The sequence below is a fragment of the Mycobacterium sp. IDUB_1 genome, from assembly GCF_055419625.1.
Genome location: NZ_JBVAYA010000002.1, coordinates 191,554 through 207,348 on the forward strand (window position 1 = coordinate 191,554; position 15,795 = coordinate 207,348).

Sequence of the window (15,795 nt, forward strand, 5' to 3'; positions counted from 1 at the left end):
GAAGGCCTGAACAACCATGGCAGAGAACACCATTCAGTGGGACAAGGATGCCGACGGCATCGTCACCCTGACGCTGGACGATCCCACGGGTTCGGCCAACGTGATGAACGAGCACTACAAGGAGTCCATGCACAACGCCGTGGAGCGTCTTGTGCAGGAGAAGGATTCGATCACCGGCGTGGTGATCGCCAGTGCAAAGAAGACGTTCTTCGCCGGCGGTGATCTCAAGGGCATGATGAAGGTCGGCCCGGAGAATGCCGCGGAGTCGTTCGCCGAGGTCGAGTTCATCAAGGCCGACCTGCGCCGGCTCGAGACCCTTGGTGTGCCCGTGGTCGCCGCGATCAACGGCGCCGCACTCGGCGGCGGCCTGGAGATCGCGCTGGCCTGCCACCACCGGATCGCCGCCGACACCAAGGGCGTCGTCATCGGCCTGCCCGAGGTCACCCTGGGCCTGCTGCCCGGTGGTGGTGGCGTGGCCCGCACGGTGCGGATGTTCGGCATCCAGAAGGCGTTCATGGAGATCCTTTCCCAGGGGACGCGTTTCAAGCCCGGCAAGGCCAAGGACGTCGGCCTGGTCGACGAATTGGTCGGCAGCGTCGAGGAATTGGTCCCGGCCGCCAAGGCGTGGATCAAAGCCAATCCTGAAGCCCACACGCAGCCGTGGGATCAGAAGGGCTACAAGATGCCCGGCGGCACGCCGTCGCATCCCGCACTCGCCGCGATCCTGCCGTCGTTCCCGGCCCTGCTCAAGAAGCAGCTCAAGGGTGCGCCGATGCCGGCGCCGCGCGCCATCCTGGACGCGGCCGTCGAGGGTGCACAGGTCGACTTCGACACCGCCACCCGCATCGAGAGCCGCTACTTCGTCTCGTTGGTGACCGGTCAGACCGCCAAGAACATGATCCAGGCGTTCTTCCTCGACTTGCAGGCCATCAACGGCGGCGCCTCGCGGCCCGACGGCATCGCCAAGCAGGAGATCCGCAAGATCGGTGTCCTGGGCGCGGGCATGATGGGCGCGGGCATCGCCTATGTCTCGGCCAAGGCCGGCTACGAGGTCGTGCTCAAGGACGTGTCGCAGGAAGCGGCCGACAAGGGCAAGAACTACTCCGAGAAGATCGAAGCCAAGGCGCTCGAGCGTGGCCGCAACACCAAGGAGCGCTCTGACGCGCTGCTGGCGCGGATCACCCCGACCGCCGATGCGGCCGACCTCAAGGGCGTCGACTTCGTGATCGAGGCCGTCTTCGAGAACCAGGACCTCAAGCACAAGGTGTTCCAGGAGATCGAGGACATCGTCGAGCCCAACGCGCTGCTGGGTTCCAACACCTCCACGCTGCCCATCACCGGTCTCGCGACCGGGGTGAAGCGTCAGGAGGACTTCATCGGCATCCACTTCTTCTCACCCGTGGACAAGATGCCGCTGGTGGAGATCATCAAGGGCGAGAAGACCTCTGACGAGGCGCTGGCCCGGGTGTTCGACTACACGCTGGCCATCGGCAAGACCCCGATCGTGGTCAACGACAGCCGCGGCTTCTTCACCTCGCGCGTGATCGGCACCTTCGTCAACGAGGCGCTGGCGATGCTGGGTGAGGGTGTTTCTGCGGCGAGCATCGAGCAGGCCGGTTCGCAGGCCGGGTACCCGGCAGCCCCGCTGCAGCTCTCCGATGAGCTCAACCTGGAGCTCATGCAGAAGATCGCCAACGAGACGCGCAAGGCGACCGAGGCGGCCGGCGGCACCTACGAGGCGCACCCGGGCGAAGAGGTCGTCAACAAGATGATCGAGATCGGTCGTCCGTCGCGGCTCAAGGGCGCCGGCTTCTATGAGTATGTCGACGGAAAGCGGGCGGGCTTGTGGCCCGGACTGGCCGACACGTTCGGTGCAGGCAAGGCCGATATCCCGTTGCAGGACATGATCGACCGGATGCTGTTCGCCGAGGCACTCGAGACGCAGAAGTGTCTCGACGAGGGCGTGCTGACCTCGACTGCCGATGCGAACATCGGCTCGATCATGGGCATCGGCTACCCGCCCTACACGGGTGGGTCGGCGCAGTTCATCGTCGGCTACCAGGGTGCTGGCGGTGTCGGCAAGGAGGCGTTCGTCGCTCGCGCCAAGGAGTTGGCCGCCAAGTACGGCGAGCGGTTCACCCCGCCGGCGTCGCTGACCAGCTAGGCATAACGAGTCGAATCCCCCGGAGCCGCAACAGCTCCGGGGGATTCTTCGTTGATCTCTAGAACGACCCCATGTCCGCCGAAAGCCAGTGCCGAGGCTGCATGACTACGGCGACGTGGTCGCCCAGGTTGCGGCGCGCGAACTCCAGATAGCGTTCGGCGGCATCAGCCGGCAGGTATCGATGGGCGAGTTCGGCCATCTGCGCATCCGTGCCGGGCTCGGTCCTGACCACGGGGCCCTCAACGGTGACGTAGCGCGTCGTCGGTTCGGTACGGTCGACCATCAGCGAGAACCGCCCCGCGGCCGCGATGAGTTCGGCTTTGCGGGAGTCGGTGCCCGTCAGGATCCAGACCTCGCCGCCGGGACGGTACTGGTACCAGATCGGCACGGTCAGCGGAGCGCGCCCGTCACCAGCGGACACCGACAGCGCCGCGACGTGCGGTTCGGCGAGGAACTGTTCTCGATCTCTCTCGGACAGAGGCATGGACTCAGCGTAGAGACGGGCCCCGACAGCTTCGGGCGGACGACGTGGGCGCGGGCGTGACGCCGTGCGCGACGCCGTGACCCGCGTGGATACCGGCGACGAACTCTCGAAATAGGCGGAAGAGCCGATGGTCGCGAAGGCGGGGCGGTCGTTTGTAGAACATGATCCCAATCCTGCGGCGGAGGCATCCCCGCCAACAGTGGCCCGGGTGCCGCTATTCGCTAAGATAGCGCCATGCACACCGTTGCGATCTTGGCCTACGACGGCATGACCGGATTCGAGTCGGGCCTGGCCGCCGAGATCTTCGGAATCACCGAACTCAACGAGAGGTTCTCCGCGGGCATCGCCGAGCCGTGGTACGCGGTCCGGCTGTGCGGCGAGGCGCCCGAGGTGCGCCTCCTCGGCGGTGCGACGGTGCGGCTGTCCTACGGGCTCGCCGAGCTGGCGGACGCCGATACCGTCATCATCCCCAGCGTGGGTGATATCGACGCGCCCGTGTCACCGCAGCTCGTCGCGGCGCTGCACGCCGCGGACCAGCGGGGCGCGCGCCTGGTCTCCATCTGTTCCGGCGCATTCGCATTGGCCGAAGCGGGCGTGCTCGACGGCCGGTCGGCGACCACGCACTGGCTGTATGCCGACACCCTGGCGCAGCGCTATCCGAACATCGAGATCGACCCCGCGCCCCTCTACGTCGACAACGGGCGCGTGCTCACCAGCGCCGGCTGCGCCGCCGGCCTGGACCTCTGCCTGCACATCGTGCGGTCCGACCACGGTGTGGCCGTCGCCAACGACGTAGCGAGGCGGCTGGTCATCGCGCCTCACCGGGCCGGCGGCCAGGCGCAGTACATAGAGACACCGGTTCCCGAACCGTCTTCCGACGGCCGGATCGCCTCTGCCATGGCGTGGGCGCTGGAACATCTCGACACGGCGATCTCCCTTGACGACATGGCGGCTCAGAGCGCGATGTCTCGACGCAATTTCCTGCGGCAGTTCGCAAAGGCCACCGGAAGTACGCCGATCAAATGGCTGATCGAGCAGCGGGTTCAGGCCAGCCTGCCGCTGCTCGAAGGCTCTGCCCTGTCGGTGGAGCAGATCGCCGCACGCGTCGGCTTCGAATCCGCCGTGACCTACCGCTACCACTTCGTCCGGCATATGCACACGACACCGAGCGAGTACCGCAGCTGCTTCGCGGGCTCGTCCGCGTCATAGCCCGCTGCGCCTAGAGTCGGGGTATGCGCTTCGGATTGTTCATCCCGCAAGGCTGGCGACTCGACCTGGTCGGCATCGACCCCGGGGATCAGTGGCAGGTGATGCGCGATCTGGCCGCCTATGTCGACGGCGGCCAGAGCTGGGACTCGCTGTGGGTGTACGACCATTTCCACACCGTTCCGGTGCCGACGTCCGAAGCCACCCATGAGGCGTGGTCGCTGATGGCCGCGTACGCGGCCACCACGTCGCGGATCAAGCTGGGCCAGATGTGCACCGCGATGAGCTACCGGAATCCGGTGTACCTGGCCAAGGTCGCGGCCACGTGCGACGTCATCTCCGGCGGCCGGATTCAGATGGGCATCGGCGGTGGCTGGTACGAACACGAATGGCGGGCCTACGGTTACGGATTCCCGTCCGCGGGCGTGCGGCTCGCACGCCTCGACGAGGGCGTGCAGGTCATGGCCGATGCATGGCGTGAGGGAGCGGTCAGCTTCTCCGGCAAGCACTATCAGGTCGACGGCGCGATCGTCGCGCCGAAACCGTTGCAGCACGGCGGAATTCCACTGTGGATCGCCGGCGGCGGAGAGAAGGTCACGTTGCGCATCGCGGCGAAGTATGCCCAATACACGAACTTCACCTCCGAGCCGGAGGGTTTCGCGCACAAGTCGAAAGTGCTTGCCGCGCATTGCCGAGACGTCGGCACCGAGTTCGATGCCATCGTCCGCTCGGCCAATCTCAACATGATCGTCGGCGCCACCGAGGCCGAGGTCGCCGACCGTCGCGACGCGGTCCGTGCCCGGATCGCCGCGCTGGCGGGCGATTCCGCCGCCGACGCCATGGTCGGTTCGATGAGCACCCCGCAATCGGGCAGTGGTACCCCAGAGCAGATAGTCCACGCGCTGCAGAACCTTCGCGATCTCGGCTGCGAGTACGTCATCTGCTATTTCCCCGAGGCGGCCTATGACCGCTCGGGGATCGAGCTGTTCGAGCGCGAGGTCATGCCCGCGTTGGCCTGAGCGCTACTGCGTCGGGAACAACGGCGGCGGTGGCGGGGACACCACCGGCACGTACGGCTTCGGCGCGTTCGGGTCCGGCGGCGGCGGTGGCGGCGGCACACCCCACTCGTATCCCGGCGGCATCGGGCCGCTGACGGGGAAGTACCCGGGAGGCAATGCCGGTCCACCGGCTGCAGGGGCGGTCGCGGGCGTCTCCGACCCCGGCGCGTTGAGGGACTTGTAGCCCGGCGGTAGCGGCGGTGGCGGGCCGGCGCCCGGCGGCGGAGCGCCGGCGGGCGGCATGTTCGGCATGTCGGCGGTCCCCATGAAGCCGTAGGGATCGCGGGCCTGATGCCAGGCGTCGCGCAGGAAGCCCAGCGGACCGTCGCCGGAGCCGTACTGAGCGTTGGGGATCTGGGGCACCATCGGCGGGCCGGCCGGCGGGGGCGGCGGCGCCGCGACCGCGGGATCGACCGGCACAGCCATCGGCTGACCCGGCGCAGCGGGCGCGCCGTCCGGCCCGGGAACCGGGGTCGGGACCGGCTGAGCGCCGGCCAGGGCGGCCGGCGCGAGCACACCGAACGTCACCGCGGCGGCGACGCTGGCGGCGCAGCGCAGCGTTCTGGCGCGCTGGACGCGCCTGTCTGTCGTCATGGGTTCCTTCGTCATGCCTCGAGCTCGTCCCGACTCGAGGATTGAGGCTAGCCGGTTCGCGGCCGACGCGCGCCCGGTCAGGTCGAACCGGGGCGATGGGACAGCACATTCACAACGTTGCCCGTGGCGTCTTCGAAGAAGTACCGCCGTACGCCCCACTCCTCGTCGCCGAGCGGATGAACGATGCGGATACCCGCCTCCACTGCGCTGCGGTACGCCGCGTCGACGTCGTCGACCTCGATCGACACCGTCGGGTTGACCTGCGCTGTTGCGTCCTTGGTCAGCAGGCTGAGCTGGTGGCGATGCTCGGCGTCGGCGAGCGTCACGATCCAGCCGTGGTCCATCACGACGTCGAGGCCGAGCACCGCACGGTACTGCGCGACGGCGGCAGGAAGATCCGTCACCGTGAGGATCGGGACCACCCGCCCCACCGTCATATCGCCGGCCCCAGCAGGTCGTCGGCGTCCTTGATCACGTAGCCGTAGCCCTGCTCGGCGAGGAAGCGCTGCCGGTGGGCGGCGTACTCGGCGTCGAGGCTGTCCCGCGACACCACGGAGTAGAACACTGCTCCGCCACCGTCGGCTTTCGGGCGCAGCAGACGCCCCAGCCGCTGGGCTTCCTCCTGGCGGGAGCCGAACGTGCCCGACACCTGCACGGCGACACTGGCTTCGGGCAGGTCGATGGAGAAGTTGGCCACCTTGGACACCACCAGCGTGCGGATCTCGCCGGTACGGAACGCGTCGAACAGCTGCTCCCGCTCGGCGGTCTTCGTCGACCCCTGGATCACCGGGGCGTCCAGCTCGGCGCCGAGTTCGTCGAGCTGATCGAGGTAGGCGCCGATCACCAACGTCGGCTCATCGGGATGCCGATCCAGGATGGACTTCACCACGTTGATCTTGGTGTGTGCGGTCGCGCAGAGCTTGTAGCGCTCCTCCGGTTCGGCGGTCGCGTAGAGCATGCGCTCGTTGTCGGTCATCGTGACGCGGACCTCGATGCACTCGGCGGGCGCGATCCAGCCCTGCGCCTCGATGTCCTTCCACGGCGCGTCGTAGCGCTTCGGGCCGATCAGCGAGAACACGTCGCCCTCCCGGCCGTCCTCGCGGATCAACGTCGCGGTCAACCCGAGCCGCCGGCGGGACTGCAGATCGGCCGTCATGCGGAACACCGGCGCAGGCAGCAGGTGCACCTCGTCGTAGACGATCAGCCCCCAGTCCCGACTGTCGAACAACTCGAGGTGCTTGTACTCGCCCTTGGTGCGGCGCGTGATCACCTGGTAGGTCGCGATCGTGACCGGACGGATCTCCTTCTTCTCCCCGGAGTACTCGCCGATCTCCTCCTCGGTCAGGGAGGTCCGGGCGATCAGCTCGCGCTTCCACTGGCGGCCGGCGACGGTGTTGGTGACCAGGATCAGCGTCGTCGCACCGGCTTTCGCCATCGCCGCTGCCCCGACCAGGGTCTTGCCCGCACCGCAGGGGAGCACGACGACGCCCGATCCGCCGTCCCAGAAGGAGTCGGCGGCCATCTGCTGGTAGTCGCGCAGCTCCCAGCCGTCCTGCTCCAGCGTGATCGGATGCGCTTCGCCGTCGACGTAGCCCGCGAGATCCTCCGCCGGCCATCCGATCTTGAGCAGCATCTGCTTCACCCGGCCGCGCTCGCTGTTGTGCACGATCACGGTGTCGTCGTCGAGGCGGGCGCCGAGCATCGGGGCGATCTTCTTGTTGCGCAGTACCTCCTCGAGCACCGCGCGATCCAGGCTCACCAGAGTCAGGCCGTGCGCGGGGTGCTTGACCAGCTGCAGCCGCCCGTAGCGCGCCATGGTGTCGACGATGTCGACGAGCAACGGCTGGGGCACTGCATAGCGCGAGAACGACACCAGCGCGTCGACGACCTGTTCGGCGTCGTGACCGGCGGCTCGGGCGTTCCACAGCGCCAGCGGTGTGATGCGGTAGGTGTGGATGTGTTCGGGGGCGCGCTCGAGCTCGGCGAACGGCGCGATCGCTGCCCGCGCAGCGCCGGCCTGGGCGTGGTCGACCTCGAGCAGCACAGTCTTGTCCGACTGCACGATCAAAGGGCCGTCGGTCATGCGCGGCCTCGGTAGAAAGTCATCCTGCCCATTATCCGCACGATTACGACAGGCGGCCCTACCGTCCGCTCCGGCAAAGCCTGTGGACGGGACGAACAACACAGTCGGTGAATGGCGTCCCGCGTTGCGTGATCTACCGAGCTCGGTGCGAACGAGCTTCGGCGAGGCAGGTCGACACGCCCGGCGCAGACTTCCAGGCCCGTGGAAGTACTGTTCATGGGCTATTTTTCGGTCGCCGTACAGGTTCCCCGGGCGACTTTCACAGAAACCGTAGTCGTGCGCGTCAATTTGCCCTACTGTTCGCTGCGCGGGGTAGACGGCCACGAACCAGCACGGCCTATGCCCAGCGATGTGGTCGGGGGGCGAACAGTCACGGGGGACTGGACGTGGTACGGAGGCCGGGCGCATGAGTGGGAAACCTGTCGGACATCGGACGTCGCGGAGCGCAGTCGGAGGACAGTTCTGGACGGCTGCGCGGCTCCTCGAGGACTCAGGGCCGCGCCGTTCTGCCCGACACCGCGCCGAGCAGCAGTGGTCGGCGATCGCCGTCGGGCGGGTGGGCGCGCTCGCCGTCTCCCTGGGTATCGGGTTGGCGGTCGCGCACGCCGCGACAGGCGTCGCCGCAGCCAGCGACGGTGAGACCGACACGACCGTCTCCTCGCCTGGTGGCGCCACGCAGGACACGCCGCGCAGCGGCAAGGACACGACGTCCGGCGTGAAGGCGGGCGCGGGGAAGAGCCGCGGCGCCAACAATGCCGACAGCGCCGAGGATGCCGACGACGCCGAGGATGCGGATGCCGCCGCGGCCGGGCCGCGCCGGTGGCACCTGAAGTTCGACGGTCCCCGGCGCGGCAAGCATGCCGACGTCGACGAGAGTCGGGATGTCGAGGCTGCCAGCGCACCCGATCTCGACCCCGCCGAACAGAGTTCGGATGACGACGTGACGGCTGCAACGCCGGTTGCGACCGCGCCCAGGAAGCGCATCTTCGCTCGGGTGTCGGACCCGGCGCCGCAGGCCGCACCTGTCGAGGTGGTGAGTCTGGCCGAACCGGCGACGGCCAGGGACGTCGCTCCGCTCTCCGACTCGACGGCGCCGGCATCCTCGCCCGTCGACGACGCCCTGCTGGCCTACGTGCGCCGGCTGATCACCCACACGTTGTTCAACAAGACGCCGGTGGTGCGATCGGTGACCACCGAGCAACTCGTCACCGGCCAGGTCGTCGTCCGGATCGACGCCTACGACCCCAACGACGACCCGCTCACCTACGACATCGTGCAACCGGTCAGCGGTGGCCTGGTCGTGCGCAACCCGCTCGACGGAACCTTCCTCTACACGCCGACGACACCGGTCATCGGGAATCCGCGGCCGGTCGAATTCACCGTCGTGGTGAGCGACGACTCCGTCGACCTCCCGGGACTGCTGAGCGTGGTGCACACCATCACGCGCCTGATCGGCTTGGCGCAGACCGATACTCTCCGCCAGACAGTGACGTTCACGGTGGATCCACTGATCCAGCTTCCGCCGTCGCTGGTCGCCACCTCCGGGCTGCCGTACGTGGTCAAGAGCGGTCCGGCCGCGCTGCTGTCCGCGGCCGCCATCATCGATCCCGATTCCACGCGCCTGCAGAGCGTCACGGTGGCGATCGTCGGGGGCAAGCAGAGCGGTGACGCGCTTGGATACAGCGCGCCGTCGGGTGTGACCATCGCCCCGGCGTTCAGCGACGACAACCGCACACTCACCCTCAGCGGGCTGGCCTCCCTGGCCGATTACGAGGCAGCGCTGAAAGCCATCACGTTCAGCGCCACCAAGCTCGGTCTCGCGGGCCGCTCCGTCGAGATCACGCTCACCGACGAGCAGGGAGTCCAGAGCCTGCTGCCCGCCGTGGTGCTGCTGGGTCTGCTTCCGGCCGTGCAGGTGCCGCCGTCCCTGTTGGCCCTCGGAGGCGGACCGTTCCAGTTGGGCGGTGACCCGGTGAAGCTGGTGTCGGTCGCCGAGATCACCGACCTCGATTCGTCGTCGCTGACCTCGGTCACCGTGTCCCTCGGAGGCGACAAGCAGACCGGCGACCTGTTGTACTACACCCAGCCGAACGGCAGCCAGATCGCGGCGAGTTTCAGCGACGACAACCGTTCGGTGACGCTGACCGGACCGGGCACGCTCGCCGAGTTCGAGGCGGCGCTGAAGAACATCACGTTCAGCGCAACGGCATTCGGGCTCGGTCTGCGCACGGTGAACGTCAGCCTGACCGACGAGGACGGCGTCGACAACGTCCTCCCCGCGACGTTCGTGATCGGGGTGCTGCCTGCGATCGTCGTCGAACTCCCGTTGACGGTGACCCCGATCGGAGCGCCGATCCACACCATCGGCAAGCCGCCGGTGAAACTGCTGTCCTCGGTGCTGGTCGCCAACGCCGACGGCGGAAACCTGACCGGTGCAACGATTGTCATCGGAGCGGGGCGGTTGACCGGGGACAAGCTCACCTACACCGCTCCGGCGGGTTCCACGATCCAGGTGAGCCGGCCCAACGACTGGACCGTCGAGCTGACGGGCCTGGCCAGTGTCGAGCAGTACACCGCCGCGCTGGAGGCGATCTCGTTCAGCGCCACGCAGGTGGGCCTCACCCGCTCGGTCACGATCAGCGTCACCGAGCAGGACGGCGACACCAGTCCCGTTCCGGGCGTGGTGTTCGCCAACACCATCGCGCCGGTTCGGCCCCTGGTGACCGTGCTCTCGCTGCCGCCTACGTACACACTGGGCAAGCCCGGGGTCAAGGTCGCATCCAACGTCGAGATCGGCGACCTCGACTCGACCACACTCACCGGTGCGACGGTGACGATCACCGGTGGTCTGGAGGACGGCGATCTGCTGAGCTTCACCCAGATCGGCGGCAACCCCGTGTCGGCGACGTGGAACGGAACCGACACGCTGACCCTGTCCGGGGCGGGCACGCTGGCCCAGTACGAAGCCGCGCTCGAAGCCGTGACGTTCACCGCCACCGGCGGCGTGGGTCTGCTCGAAACGCGCACGCTCACCATCGATGTCGTCGACGACTCCGGCGTCGGCACACTCCTGCCCGCGGCCGTGCTCGTGGGCGTGAAGAACCCGGACCGGCCGACGATCGCCACGGTCGGCGCGACGATCGTGAAGGTCAACAACACGGTCAAACCCATCACCTCGGCCACGATCATCGACAGTGACTCGACGATGCTCTCCGGTGCGTCGGTGGCGATCACCGCAGGTCTCCGCACCGGTGACACGCTCGCCTTCGGCGGGATCAGCGGCAACCCGGTGACGGCCCTCTACAACTCGGGCACCGGTGTCTTGACGCTGTCCGGGGCGGCCACGATCGCTCAGTACAAGCAGGCGCTGGAGGCGGTCACCTTCAAGGCGACGCAACTCGGGGTCCTGCCGACCCGCACCATCACGGTGAACGTCGTGGACGACTCCGGTCTGTCGGCACTGGTCGCCGGACTGGTGCTGACCACGGTGTCGCTGATCTAACCCGGATCTGCCGACACCACCGATGTCACCCGGTGGATGGCGAATTCGCGCACCCGGCCCGAGGCGGGGTCATACGCCGTCAGCTGCCCACCGCGTACGTTGATCGGCGCGACCACGCGTTGGCTGGCGACACCGGCGGGGTCGACGTAGCCGATCACCACCGACTCCTGATGGTGTGCGGCGTACTGCAATTCGGAGATCGCGACCGCCGGATCGAGCCGCAGACCCGAGGCCGGCGTCGCGGCGACCTTGCGCAGCACCGCGACGATCGCGCCCAGCGTCTGATCGGTCGGCGTGCTGCCTGGCCGGAAGGTGCGCCGCCGGCCCAGAGCCGGAACGCGGGAGCCGCGGCTGCGTAGATCGACGATCGCCCCCGTCGAATCCTCGGCCGCCGGCGCGAACCCGGCGGTGCGCAACGCGGTGAGCACTTCGGAGATCGGGGCCTGCGACACCGCGACCGTCGGCGCGAGAAGGCGCAATTCGACCACTTCCGTGGCGGGGGCCGACACGGCCGCGGTCAGCAGCGCCGCGTCCTCACAGCGCACGAACGACGCCGCCATGCCCACCCGCAACTGTCCGTGCCGGCGCGCGACGTCGTCGATGAGATAGGTGAGTGCCTGCGGCACAGGGGTTCTCGAGTGCCGGGCGAACAGCGCGTGGAGCTCGCCTGCGGTCTTGCCGGTGTCCAGAGCGCGCCGCACCGACGCCTCGTTGATGCGGTACACCATTGCTGCGCCGGCTGATTCGACGGCGGCGACCGCACCCAGTTGGTCAGCGAGGTCCCGCTCCAGGGGGCCCGGAACGACGACGGTCAGGTCGGCCTGCACCAGGAAGTGGTCGATCGGCGAGGGCAGCGTCTTGTCCATCGAGGCGATCACGGCCTGGTCGTCCTCGCCGGCGAGCAGTTTGCGCAGCGGCCCGGCCAGCGCCCCACGGCCGACGACGCCGACGGCGTGCGCTTCGGTCAACAGATCTGCCACCGGCTCGGGCTGCAGGCGCGCCGACCAGCGCGGCCGCTGCCACATCATGGCACGCGATGCGCTCGCGGCGTCGACGCCTGACCCCGGTGGGAGGCCTGCGAGCATCGTCAGCAAGAGTCGGCGATCCAGCGGCGCAGCCGTCGAGAACAGTGAATCCGACAGCGCCGCATAGGGTTTCCCATCGGGGCCGCGGCTGCCGACCAGGCTCGGGCGGCCCGGCAGGTCCAGCCACGCCGTCGCCAGGAGGTGCCACTTGACCGCGGTGGGGGATTCGATGAACCGGTCGGCGGCCACCGTCGGCGCCCAGTACGAACCGGTGTCGGGCGGTTCAGGCTCGGGAACGCCCGCCGCGATCAGTCCCGCGGCGAGCGCCACCTCGAGTATCAGGCCCAGCCGGCGCTCGTCGATACCGGTCGACTTGGTCAGTCGTTTGACCTCGCGCACCCCGAGGCCACCGCTGCGGAGCTCGGGAACCGGTGTCGCGCTGAGGTTCTCGAGAACCACGTCGACGTCGCGCAGCAGGTCGATCGCAGCGCCCGCCGCGACGGCGTCGACGTCGGCGGTCGACGTCGTCGTCACGGTCGGATCGGGCCGGGTCAGGCTCACCGGGCCTGGCGTCTCACCGCGCAGCACCTGCCCCACCAGTCGCGGCAGGATCACGGTGTCGGCGTCGAGCCGGCGCAGCAACCCGGCGGCCAACAGCCGTTGCACGGGCCGGTCCGGGGGAGCGTCGGGTAGCGCGTCGCGGGTGCGCCCGATCGGGGAGCCCTCGAGCAGCTTGTCGAGCAGATCGCGCGCGGCATCGTCGAGCGCGTCGAGGGCCCCGGAGACCTCCGTGGCGGACAGGGCCTGCGGTTCGAGTGTCGCCTGGCCCGGGTACCAGGGCAGCACGTTCGCGGCCTCGGCGACGACCCGCAGGGCGCCCTCTCCCGTGGTGTCGCCCCACACCAGCGCACGCGCGGTCAGGTCGTCGACGGCGGCGCGAACGGAGGCCTCATCGGTGCGTTCGCCCAGCGCCGCAGCGAGCTCGCCGAACGTGACCGCCGTCGTCTCCGCGTGCACGGTCAGCAGCGCGTCGAGCACCGTGAGGTGCAGGAAGTCGAGGTCGTCGGTGGCCGCCTTGACCGACTGCCGCGCTGTGGCACGTGCTGCCAACGCAGAGATCGTGCCCGGCGGCGGCTGGGTGAGGTCGGGGCGCAGCCGTAGCAGCGTGATCAGTGCCTCGTCGTCGCGTTCGGCCAACCACACGCCCAACGGCACACCGGGGCTCTTGGCGCTCACCTGACCAGCGTAAAGCAGCCGCCCACCCTCGCCAGCCGGCGATCGGCCTGCCACAATGTCATCCGTGGCTGATGACAAGAAGAAATACGTCGATCCGGGTTGGCCCACGAGCGACGCCGACGACCACGCCGTCAGTGAGCTCGCCGCCGACCGCACCGGGGCACTGTCGCCGTTCGGCGACATCACGTTCCCCCTGCCGGCCGAGGAGCTTCCGTTCGTCCAGTCCTCGACCGTCATCAACAAGTAGCGATGGCGGATCGCCTCTCGCACCTCGACGAGACCGGCGCCGCCCACATGGTCGACGTCACCGCCAAGGACGTCACGAAGCGCGTCGCGGTGGCACATGGCACGGTGCGCACCCGTGCCGACGTGATCGACCTGATCAGTACCCACGGTCTCCCCAAGGGAGATGCGCTGGCGACGGCCCGCGTCGCGGGGATCCTGGCGGCCAAGCGCACCAGTGACCTGGTGCCGCTGTGCCATCCGTTGGCGATCACCGGGGTCGACATCGACTTCGACGTCGCCGGCGAGGAAGTCGGCATCACCGCGACGGTCCGCACCACCGACCGCACCGGGGTCGAGATGGAGGCGCTGACGGCGGTCAGCGTGGCCGCTCTGACGGTGTACGACATGATCAAGGCCGTCGACCGCGCCGCGTCGATCGACGGTATCCGCGTGCTGCACAAGGAGGGCGGCAAGACGGGCCCGTGGTCGAGGTGACTACATCGTCTTCCCGGCCGCGGTCCGGATGGGTCCTCATCGCCTCCACCCGCGCCGCGTCCGACGTCTACACCGACCGCTGCGGTCCGGTGATCGTCGAATGGCTCAACGCGCGCACGGTCCTCACGCCGCCGGCCGTGGTGGTCGCCGACGGCGACTCGGTCGGTGCGGCTCTGAGGGCTGCGCTGCAGCGCAGCCCAGACGTCATCGTCACCTCCGGCGGCACCGGGATCTCGCCCACCGATGCGACGCCGCAGCAGACGGCAGCCCTGCTCGACTACGAGGTCCCCGGATTGGCCGACGCGATCCGCCGCTCGGGGCTACCGAAGGTGCCGACGTCGGTGCTGTCCCGCGGAGTGTGCGGGGTCGCCGGGCGGACGTTGATCGTCAACCTTCCCGGTTCCCTCGGTGGCGTGCGCGACGGCCTCGGTGTCCTCGACGACGTTCTCGACCATGCTCTCGACCAGCTGCGGGGCGGAGATCACCGACCGTGACCGAGATCGTCCGGGCAGAGCTGACCGAGCATCCGATCGATGCCGTCGAACACGAGGCCCTCGTCGCGCACCATGCCGCAGGCGCTGTGGTGTCGTTCGCGGGATTGGTACGCAACCACGACGGCGGACGGTCGGTGACCCGGCTGGAGTATTCGGCGCATCCGTCGGCGGCCCAGGTGCTCGCCGACGTCGCCGCGGAAGTGGCCGCAGAGTCCAGCGGGGTACGGGCTCTCGCCGTCAGCCACCGCGTGGGCCCCCTGCGGATCGGTGACGCAGCGCTGATCGCCGTCGTGGCCGCAGACCACCGAGGCGCGGCGTTTCAGACATGCGCGCGGCTGGTGGACCGCGTCAAGGAACTGCTACCGGTGTGGAAGCACCAGTTCTTCGTCGACGGCACCGACGAGTGGGTCAACTCCGCGTAGCGGAGCTCAGGCGGGCGGCAGGACCGGAGCCGGCGGAACCGGGGCACCCGGGGCGGGCGGCGCCGCGGCCGGATCGACCGGTGCACCCGGAAGCGGAGCGCCCGGAGCGAGCGGCTCGAGGGCGGCGGGACCGCTGGTCAGCGGACGCTGCGTGAGCGCGAGCAGCGCGTCCTTGCCCGAGATCTCCTGCGTCTGGATGGCGTGCCAGATGTCCTTGAGATAGGTGACGTTCGGGCTCGGGTCGGCCACCGCGTTCGGATCGGCCGTGGTGCCGGGCGGGAGATTCGTCGGGCTGGCCAGGTGCGGCATCCCGTCGGGCATCGGCAGATCCCCAGAGATGGCCTGGTTGGCGACGTCGTAGGCCGGCGCGGGAACCGGAACCGCATTGAGCGGAGCCAGCGGGTCCGGGGCGGGCGCTGCCACGGCAGCGGGAGCCGGGACGGGCGGGGGAACGGGAGCTGCGGGGGCGGGCTGCAGCGGCAGATCGCCGGGGTGCAGGGCCCATACCTGCGGCTGGTCTGCCGGTGCAGGGGTCTGCGCAGCGTCCCAGTCGGCGGCGTTGACCACCGGCTGGGCCGGCGGCGGCGGTGCCATCGGGTCGGCCGGCGCGATGTTCGCGACATCGACCACCGCGGGTGCAGGCGGCGCGGGCAGCGGGGCGTCGAGCGGTGCGGCATCGACCGGAGCCGGGGCCGGGAGCGGCGGGGCGATCGGGTCAGCCGGGGGAGGCAGCGGGGCGTCGAGCGGTGCGGCATCGACCGGAGCCGGGGCCGGGAGCGGCGGGGCGATCGGGTCAGCCGGGGGCGG

The 15,795-nt window shown here is 69.1% G+C and carries 13 protein-coding genes and 1 pseudogene; 8 read left to right on the top strand and 6 right to left on the bottom strand.

Features of this window, described 5'->3' with window-relative positions; genetic code table 11:
• Positions 1 to 16 precede the first annotated feature (16 nt).
• On the top strand, positions 17 to 2,164 hold the full coding sequence (locus ACZYYX_RS13740; protein ID WP_463815075.1) for a 3-hydroxyacyl-CoA dehydrogenase NAD-binding domain-containing protein: 2,148 nt from the start codon (positions 17 to 19) through the stop codon (positions 2,162 to 2,164).
• A 58-nt stretch (positions 2,165 to 2,222) separates the two neighbouring features.
• On the opposite strand, the gene ACZYYX_RS13745 is transcribed toward ACZYYX_RS13740, so the two are convergent.
• Positions 2,223 to 2,648 (bottom strand): pyridoxamine 5'-phosphate oxidase family protein, encoded by a 426-nt coding sequence (locus ACZYYX_RS13745; protein ID WP_463815076.1) that lies wholly within the window; start codon positions 2,646 to 2,648, stop codon positions 2,223 to 2,225.
• A gap of 234 nt (positions 2,649 to 2,882) precedes the next feature.
• Between ACZYYX_RS13745 and ACZYYX_RS13750 the strand changes: the two genes are divergently transcribed.
• Entirely contained in the window at positions 2,883 to 3,857 is a 975-nt protein-coding gene (locus tag ACZYYX_RS13750) for a helix-turn-helix domain-containing protein (RefSeq protein ID WP_463815077.1), read from the top strand.
• A gap of 23 nt (positions 3,858 to 3,880) precedes the next feature.
• Positions 3,881 to 4,873 (top strand): LLM class F420-dependent oxidoreductase, encoded by a 993-nt coding sequence (locus tag ACZYYX_RS13755; protein ID WP_463815079.1) that lies wholly within the window; start codon positions 3,881 to 3,883, stop codon positions 4,871 to 4,873.
• 3 nt (positions 4,874 to 4,876) lie between these two features.
• On the opposite strand, the gene ACZYYX_RS13760 is transcribed toward ACZYYX_RS13755, so the two are convergent.
• The 3 genes from ACZYYX_RS13760 to ACZYYX_RS13770 all read right to left on the bottom strand — a co-directional run bounded on the left by ACZYYX_RS13760 (position 4,877) and on the right by ACZYYX_RS13770 (position 7,589).
• On the bottom strand, positions 4,877 to 5,506 hold the full coding sequence (locus ACZYYX_RS13760; protein ID WP_463815080.1) for a hypothetical protein: 630 nt from the start codon (positions 5,504 to 5,506) through the stop codon (positions 4,877 to 4,879).
• Between the two features lie 77 nt (positions 5,507 to 5,583).
• Positions 5,584 to 5,943: a VOC family protein gene (locus ACZYYX_RS13765; RefSeq protein ID WP_463815081.1), complete on the bottom strand. Its 360-nt coding sequence runs from the start codon at positions 5,941 to 5,943 to the stop codon at positions 5,584 to 5,586.
• Positions 5,940 to 7,589 carry a DNA repair helicase XPB gene (locus ACZYYX_RS13770; protein WP_463815082.1) on the bottom strand — a complete coding sequence of 550 codons (1,650 nt, stop codon included), beginning with the start codon at positions 7,587 to 7,589 and terminating at the stop codon, positions 5,940 to 5,942. The genes ACZYYX_RS13765 and ACZYYX_RS13770 overlap by 4 nt, the downstream gene beginning before the upstream one ends.
• Before the next feature lie 406 nt (positions 7,590 to 7,995).
• Between ACZYYX_RS13770 and ACZYYX_RS13775 the strand changes: the two genes are divergently transcribed.
• Positions 7,996 to 11,091, top strand: a complete 3,096-nt coding sequence (locus ACZYYX_RS13775) for a hypothetical protein (protein WP_463815083.1) — start codon at positions 7,996 to 7,998, stop codon at positions 11,089 to 11,091.
• On the opposite strand, the gene ACZYYX_RS13780 is transcribed toward ACZYYX_RS13775, so the two are convergent.
• On the bottom strand, positions 11,088 to 13,352 hold the full coding sequence (locus ACZYYX_RS13780) for a helicase-associated domain-containing protein (RefSeq protein WP_463815084.1): 2,265 nt from the start codon (positions 13,350 to 13,352) through the stop codon (positions 11,088 to 11,090). The two genes, ACZYYX_RS13775 and ACZYYX_RS13780, sit on opposite strands and share 4 nt — an antisense overlap.
• 55 nt (positions 13,353 to 13,407) lie before the next feature.
• Between ACZYYX_RS13780 and ACZYYX_RS13785 the strand changes: the two genes are divergently transcribed.
• Genes ACZYYX_RS13785 through ACZYYX_RS13800 form a run of 4 tightly spaced genes read left to right on the top strand, consistent with a single transcriptional unit; the run spans position 13,408 to position 14,988 of the window.
• A complete protein-coding gene (locus ACZYYX_RS13785; RefSeq protein ID WP_463815086.1) occupies positions 13,408 to 13,599 on the top strand; it encodes a hypothetical protein in 192 nt (63 codons plus the stop codon).
• A gap of 2 nt (positions 13,600 to 13,601) precedes the next feature.
• The gene (gene moaC / locus ACZYYX_RS13790) at positions 13,602 to 14,072 is read left to right on the top strand and encodes a cyclic pyranopterin monophosphate synthase MoaC (RefSeq protein ID WP_463815087.1); all 471 of its coding nucleotides are present in this window, start codon (positions 13,602 to 13,604) and stop codon (positions 14,070 to 14,072) included.
• Positions 14,060 to 14,566, top strand: coding sequence for a MogA/MoaB family molybdenum cofactor biosynthesis protein (locus ACZYYX_RS13795; protein ID WP_463815088.1), 507 nt, complete (start codon positions 14,060 to 14,062; stop codon positions 14,564 to 14,566). Before moaC ends, ACZYYX_RS13795 begins: the two co-directional genes overlap by 13 nt.
• A complete protein-coding gene (locus ACZYYX_RS13800; RefSeq protein WP_463815089.1) occupies positions 14,563 to 14,988 on the top strand; it encodes a molybdenum cofactor biosynthesis protein MoaE in 426 nt (141 codons plus the stop codon). Before ACZYYX_RS13795 ends, ACZYYX_RS13800 begins: the two co-directional genes overlap by 4 nt.
• A gap of 6 nt (positions 14,989 to 14,994) precedes the next feature.
• On the opposite strand, the pseudogene ACZYYX_RS13805 reads toward ACZYYX_RS13800, so the two are convergent.
• Positions 14,995 to 15,795, bottom strand: a pseudogene (locus tag ACZYYX_RS13805) (transglycosylase family protein); the annotation flags it as partial.

Bases quoted from the DNA above. Each gene is read 5' to 3' on its own strand.
- ACZYYX_RS13740 (WP_463815075.1), top strand. From the start codon at position 17: ATGGCAGAGAACACCATTCAGTGGGACAAGGATGCCGACGGCATCGTC.
- ACZYYX_RS13745 (WP_463815076.1), bottom strand. From the start codon at position 2,648: ATGCCTCTGTCCGAGAGAGATCGAGAACAGTTCCTCGCCGAACCGCAC.
- ACZYYX_RS13750 (WP_463815077.1), top strand. From the start codon at position 2,883: ATGCACACCGTTGCGATCTTGGCCTACGACGGCATGACCGGATTCGAG.
- ACZYYX_RS13755 (WP_463815079.1), top strand. From the start codon at position 3,881: ATGCGCTTCGGATTGTTCATCCCGCAAGGCTGGCGACTCGACCTGGTC.
- ACZYYX_RS13760 (WP_463815080.1), bottom strand. From the start codon at position 5,506: ATGACGACAGACAGGCGCGTCCAGCGCGCCAGAACGCTGCGCTGCGCC.
- ACZYYX_RS13765 (WP_463815081.1), bottom strand. From the start codon at position 5,943: ATGACGGTGGGGCGGGTGGTCCCGATCCTCACGGTGACGGATCTTCCT.
- ACZYYX_RS13770 (WP_463815082.1), bottom strand. From the start codon at position 7,589: ATGACCGACGGCCCTTTGATCGTGCAGTCGGACAAGACTGTGCTGCTC.
- ACZYYX_RS13775 (WP_463815083.1), top strand. From the start codon at position 7,996: ATGAGTGGGAAACCTGTCGGACATCGGACGTCGCGGAGCGCAGTCGGA.
- ACZYYX_RS13785 (WP_463815086.1), top strand. From the start codon at position 13,408: ATGTCATCCGTGGCTGATGACAAGAAGAAATACGTCGATCCGGGTTGG.
- moaC (WP_463815087.1), top strand. From the start codon at position 13,602: ATGGCGGATCGCCTCTCGCACCTCGACGAGACCGGCGCCGCCCACATG.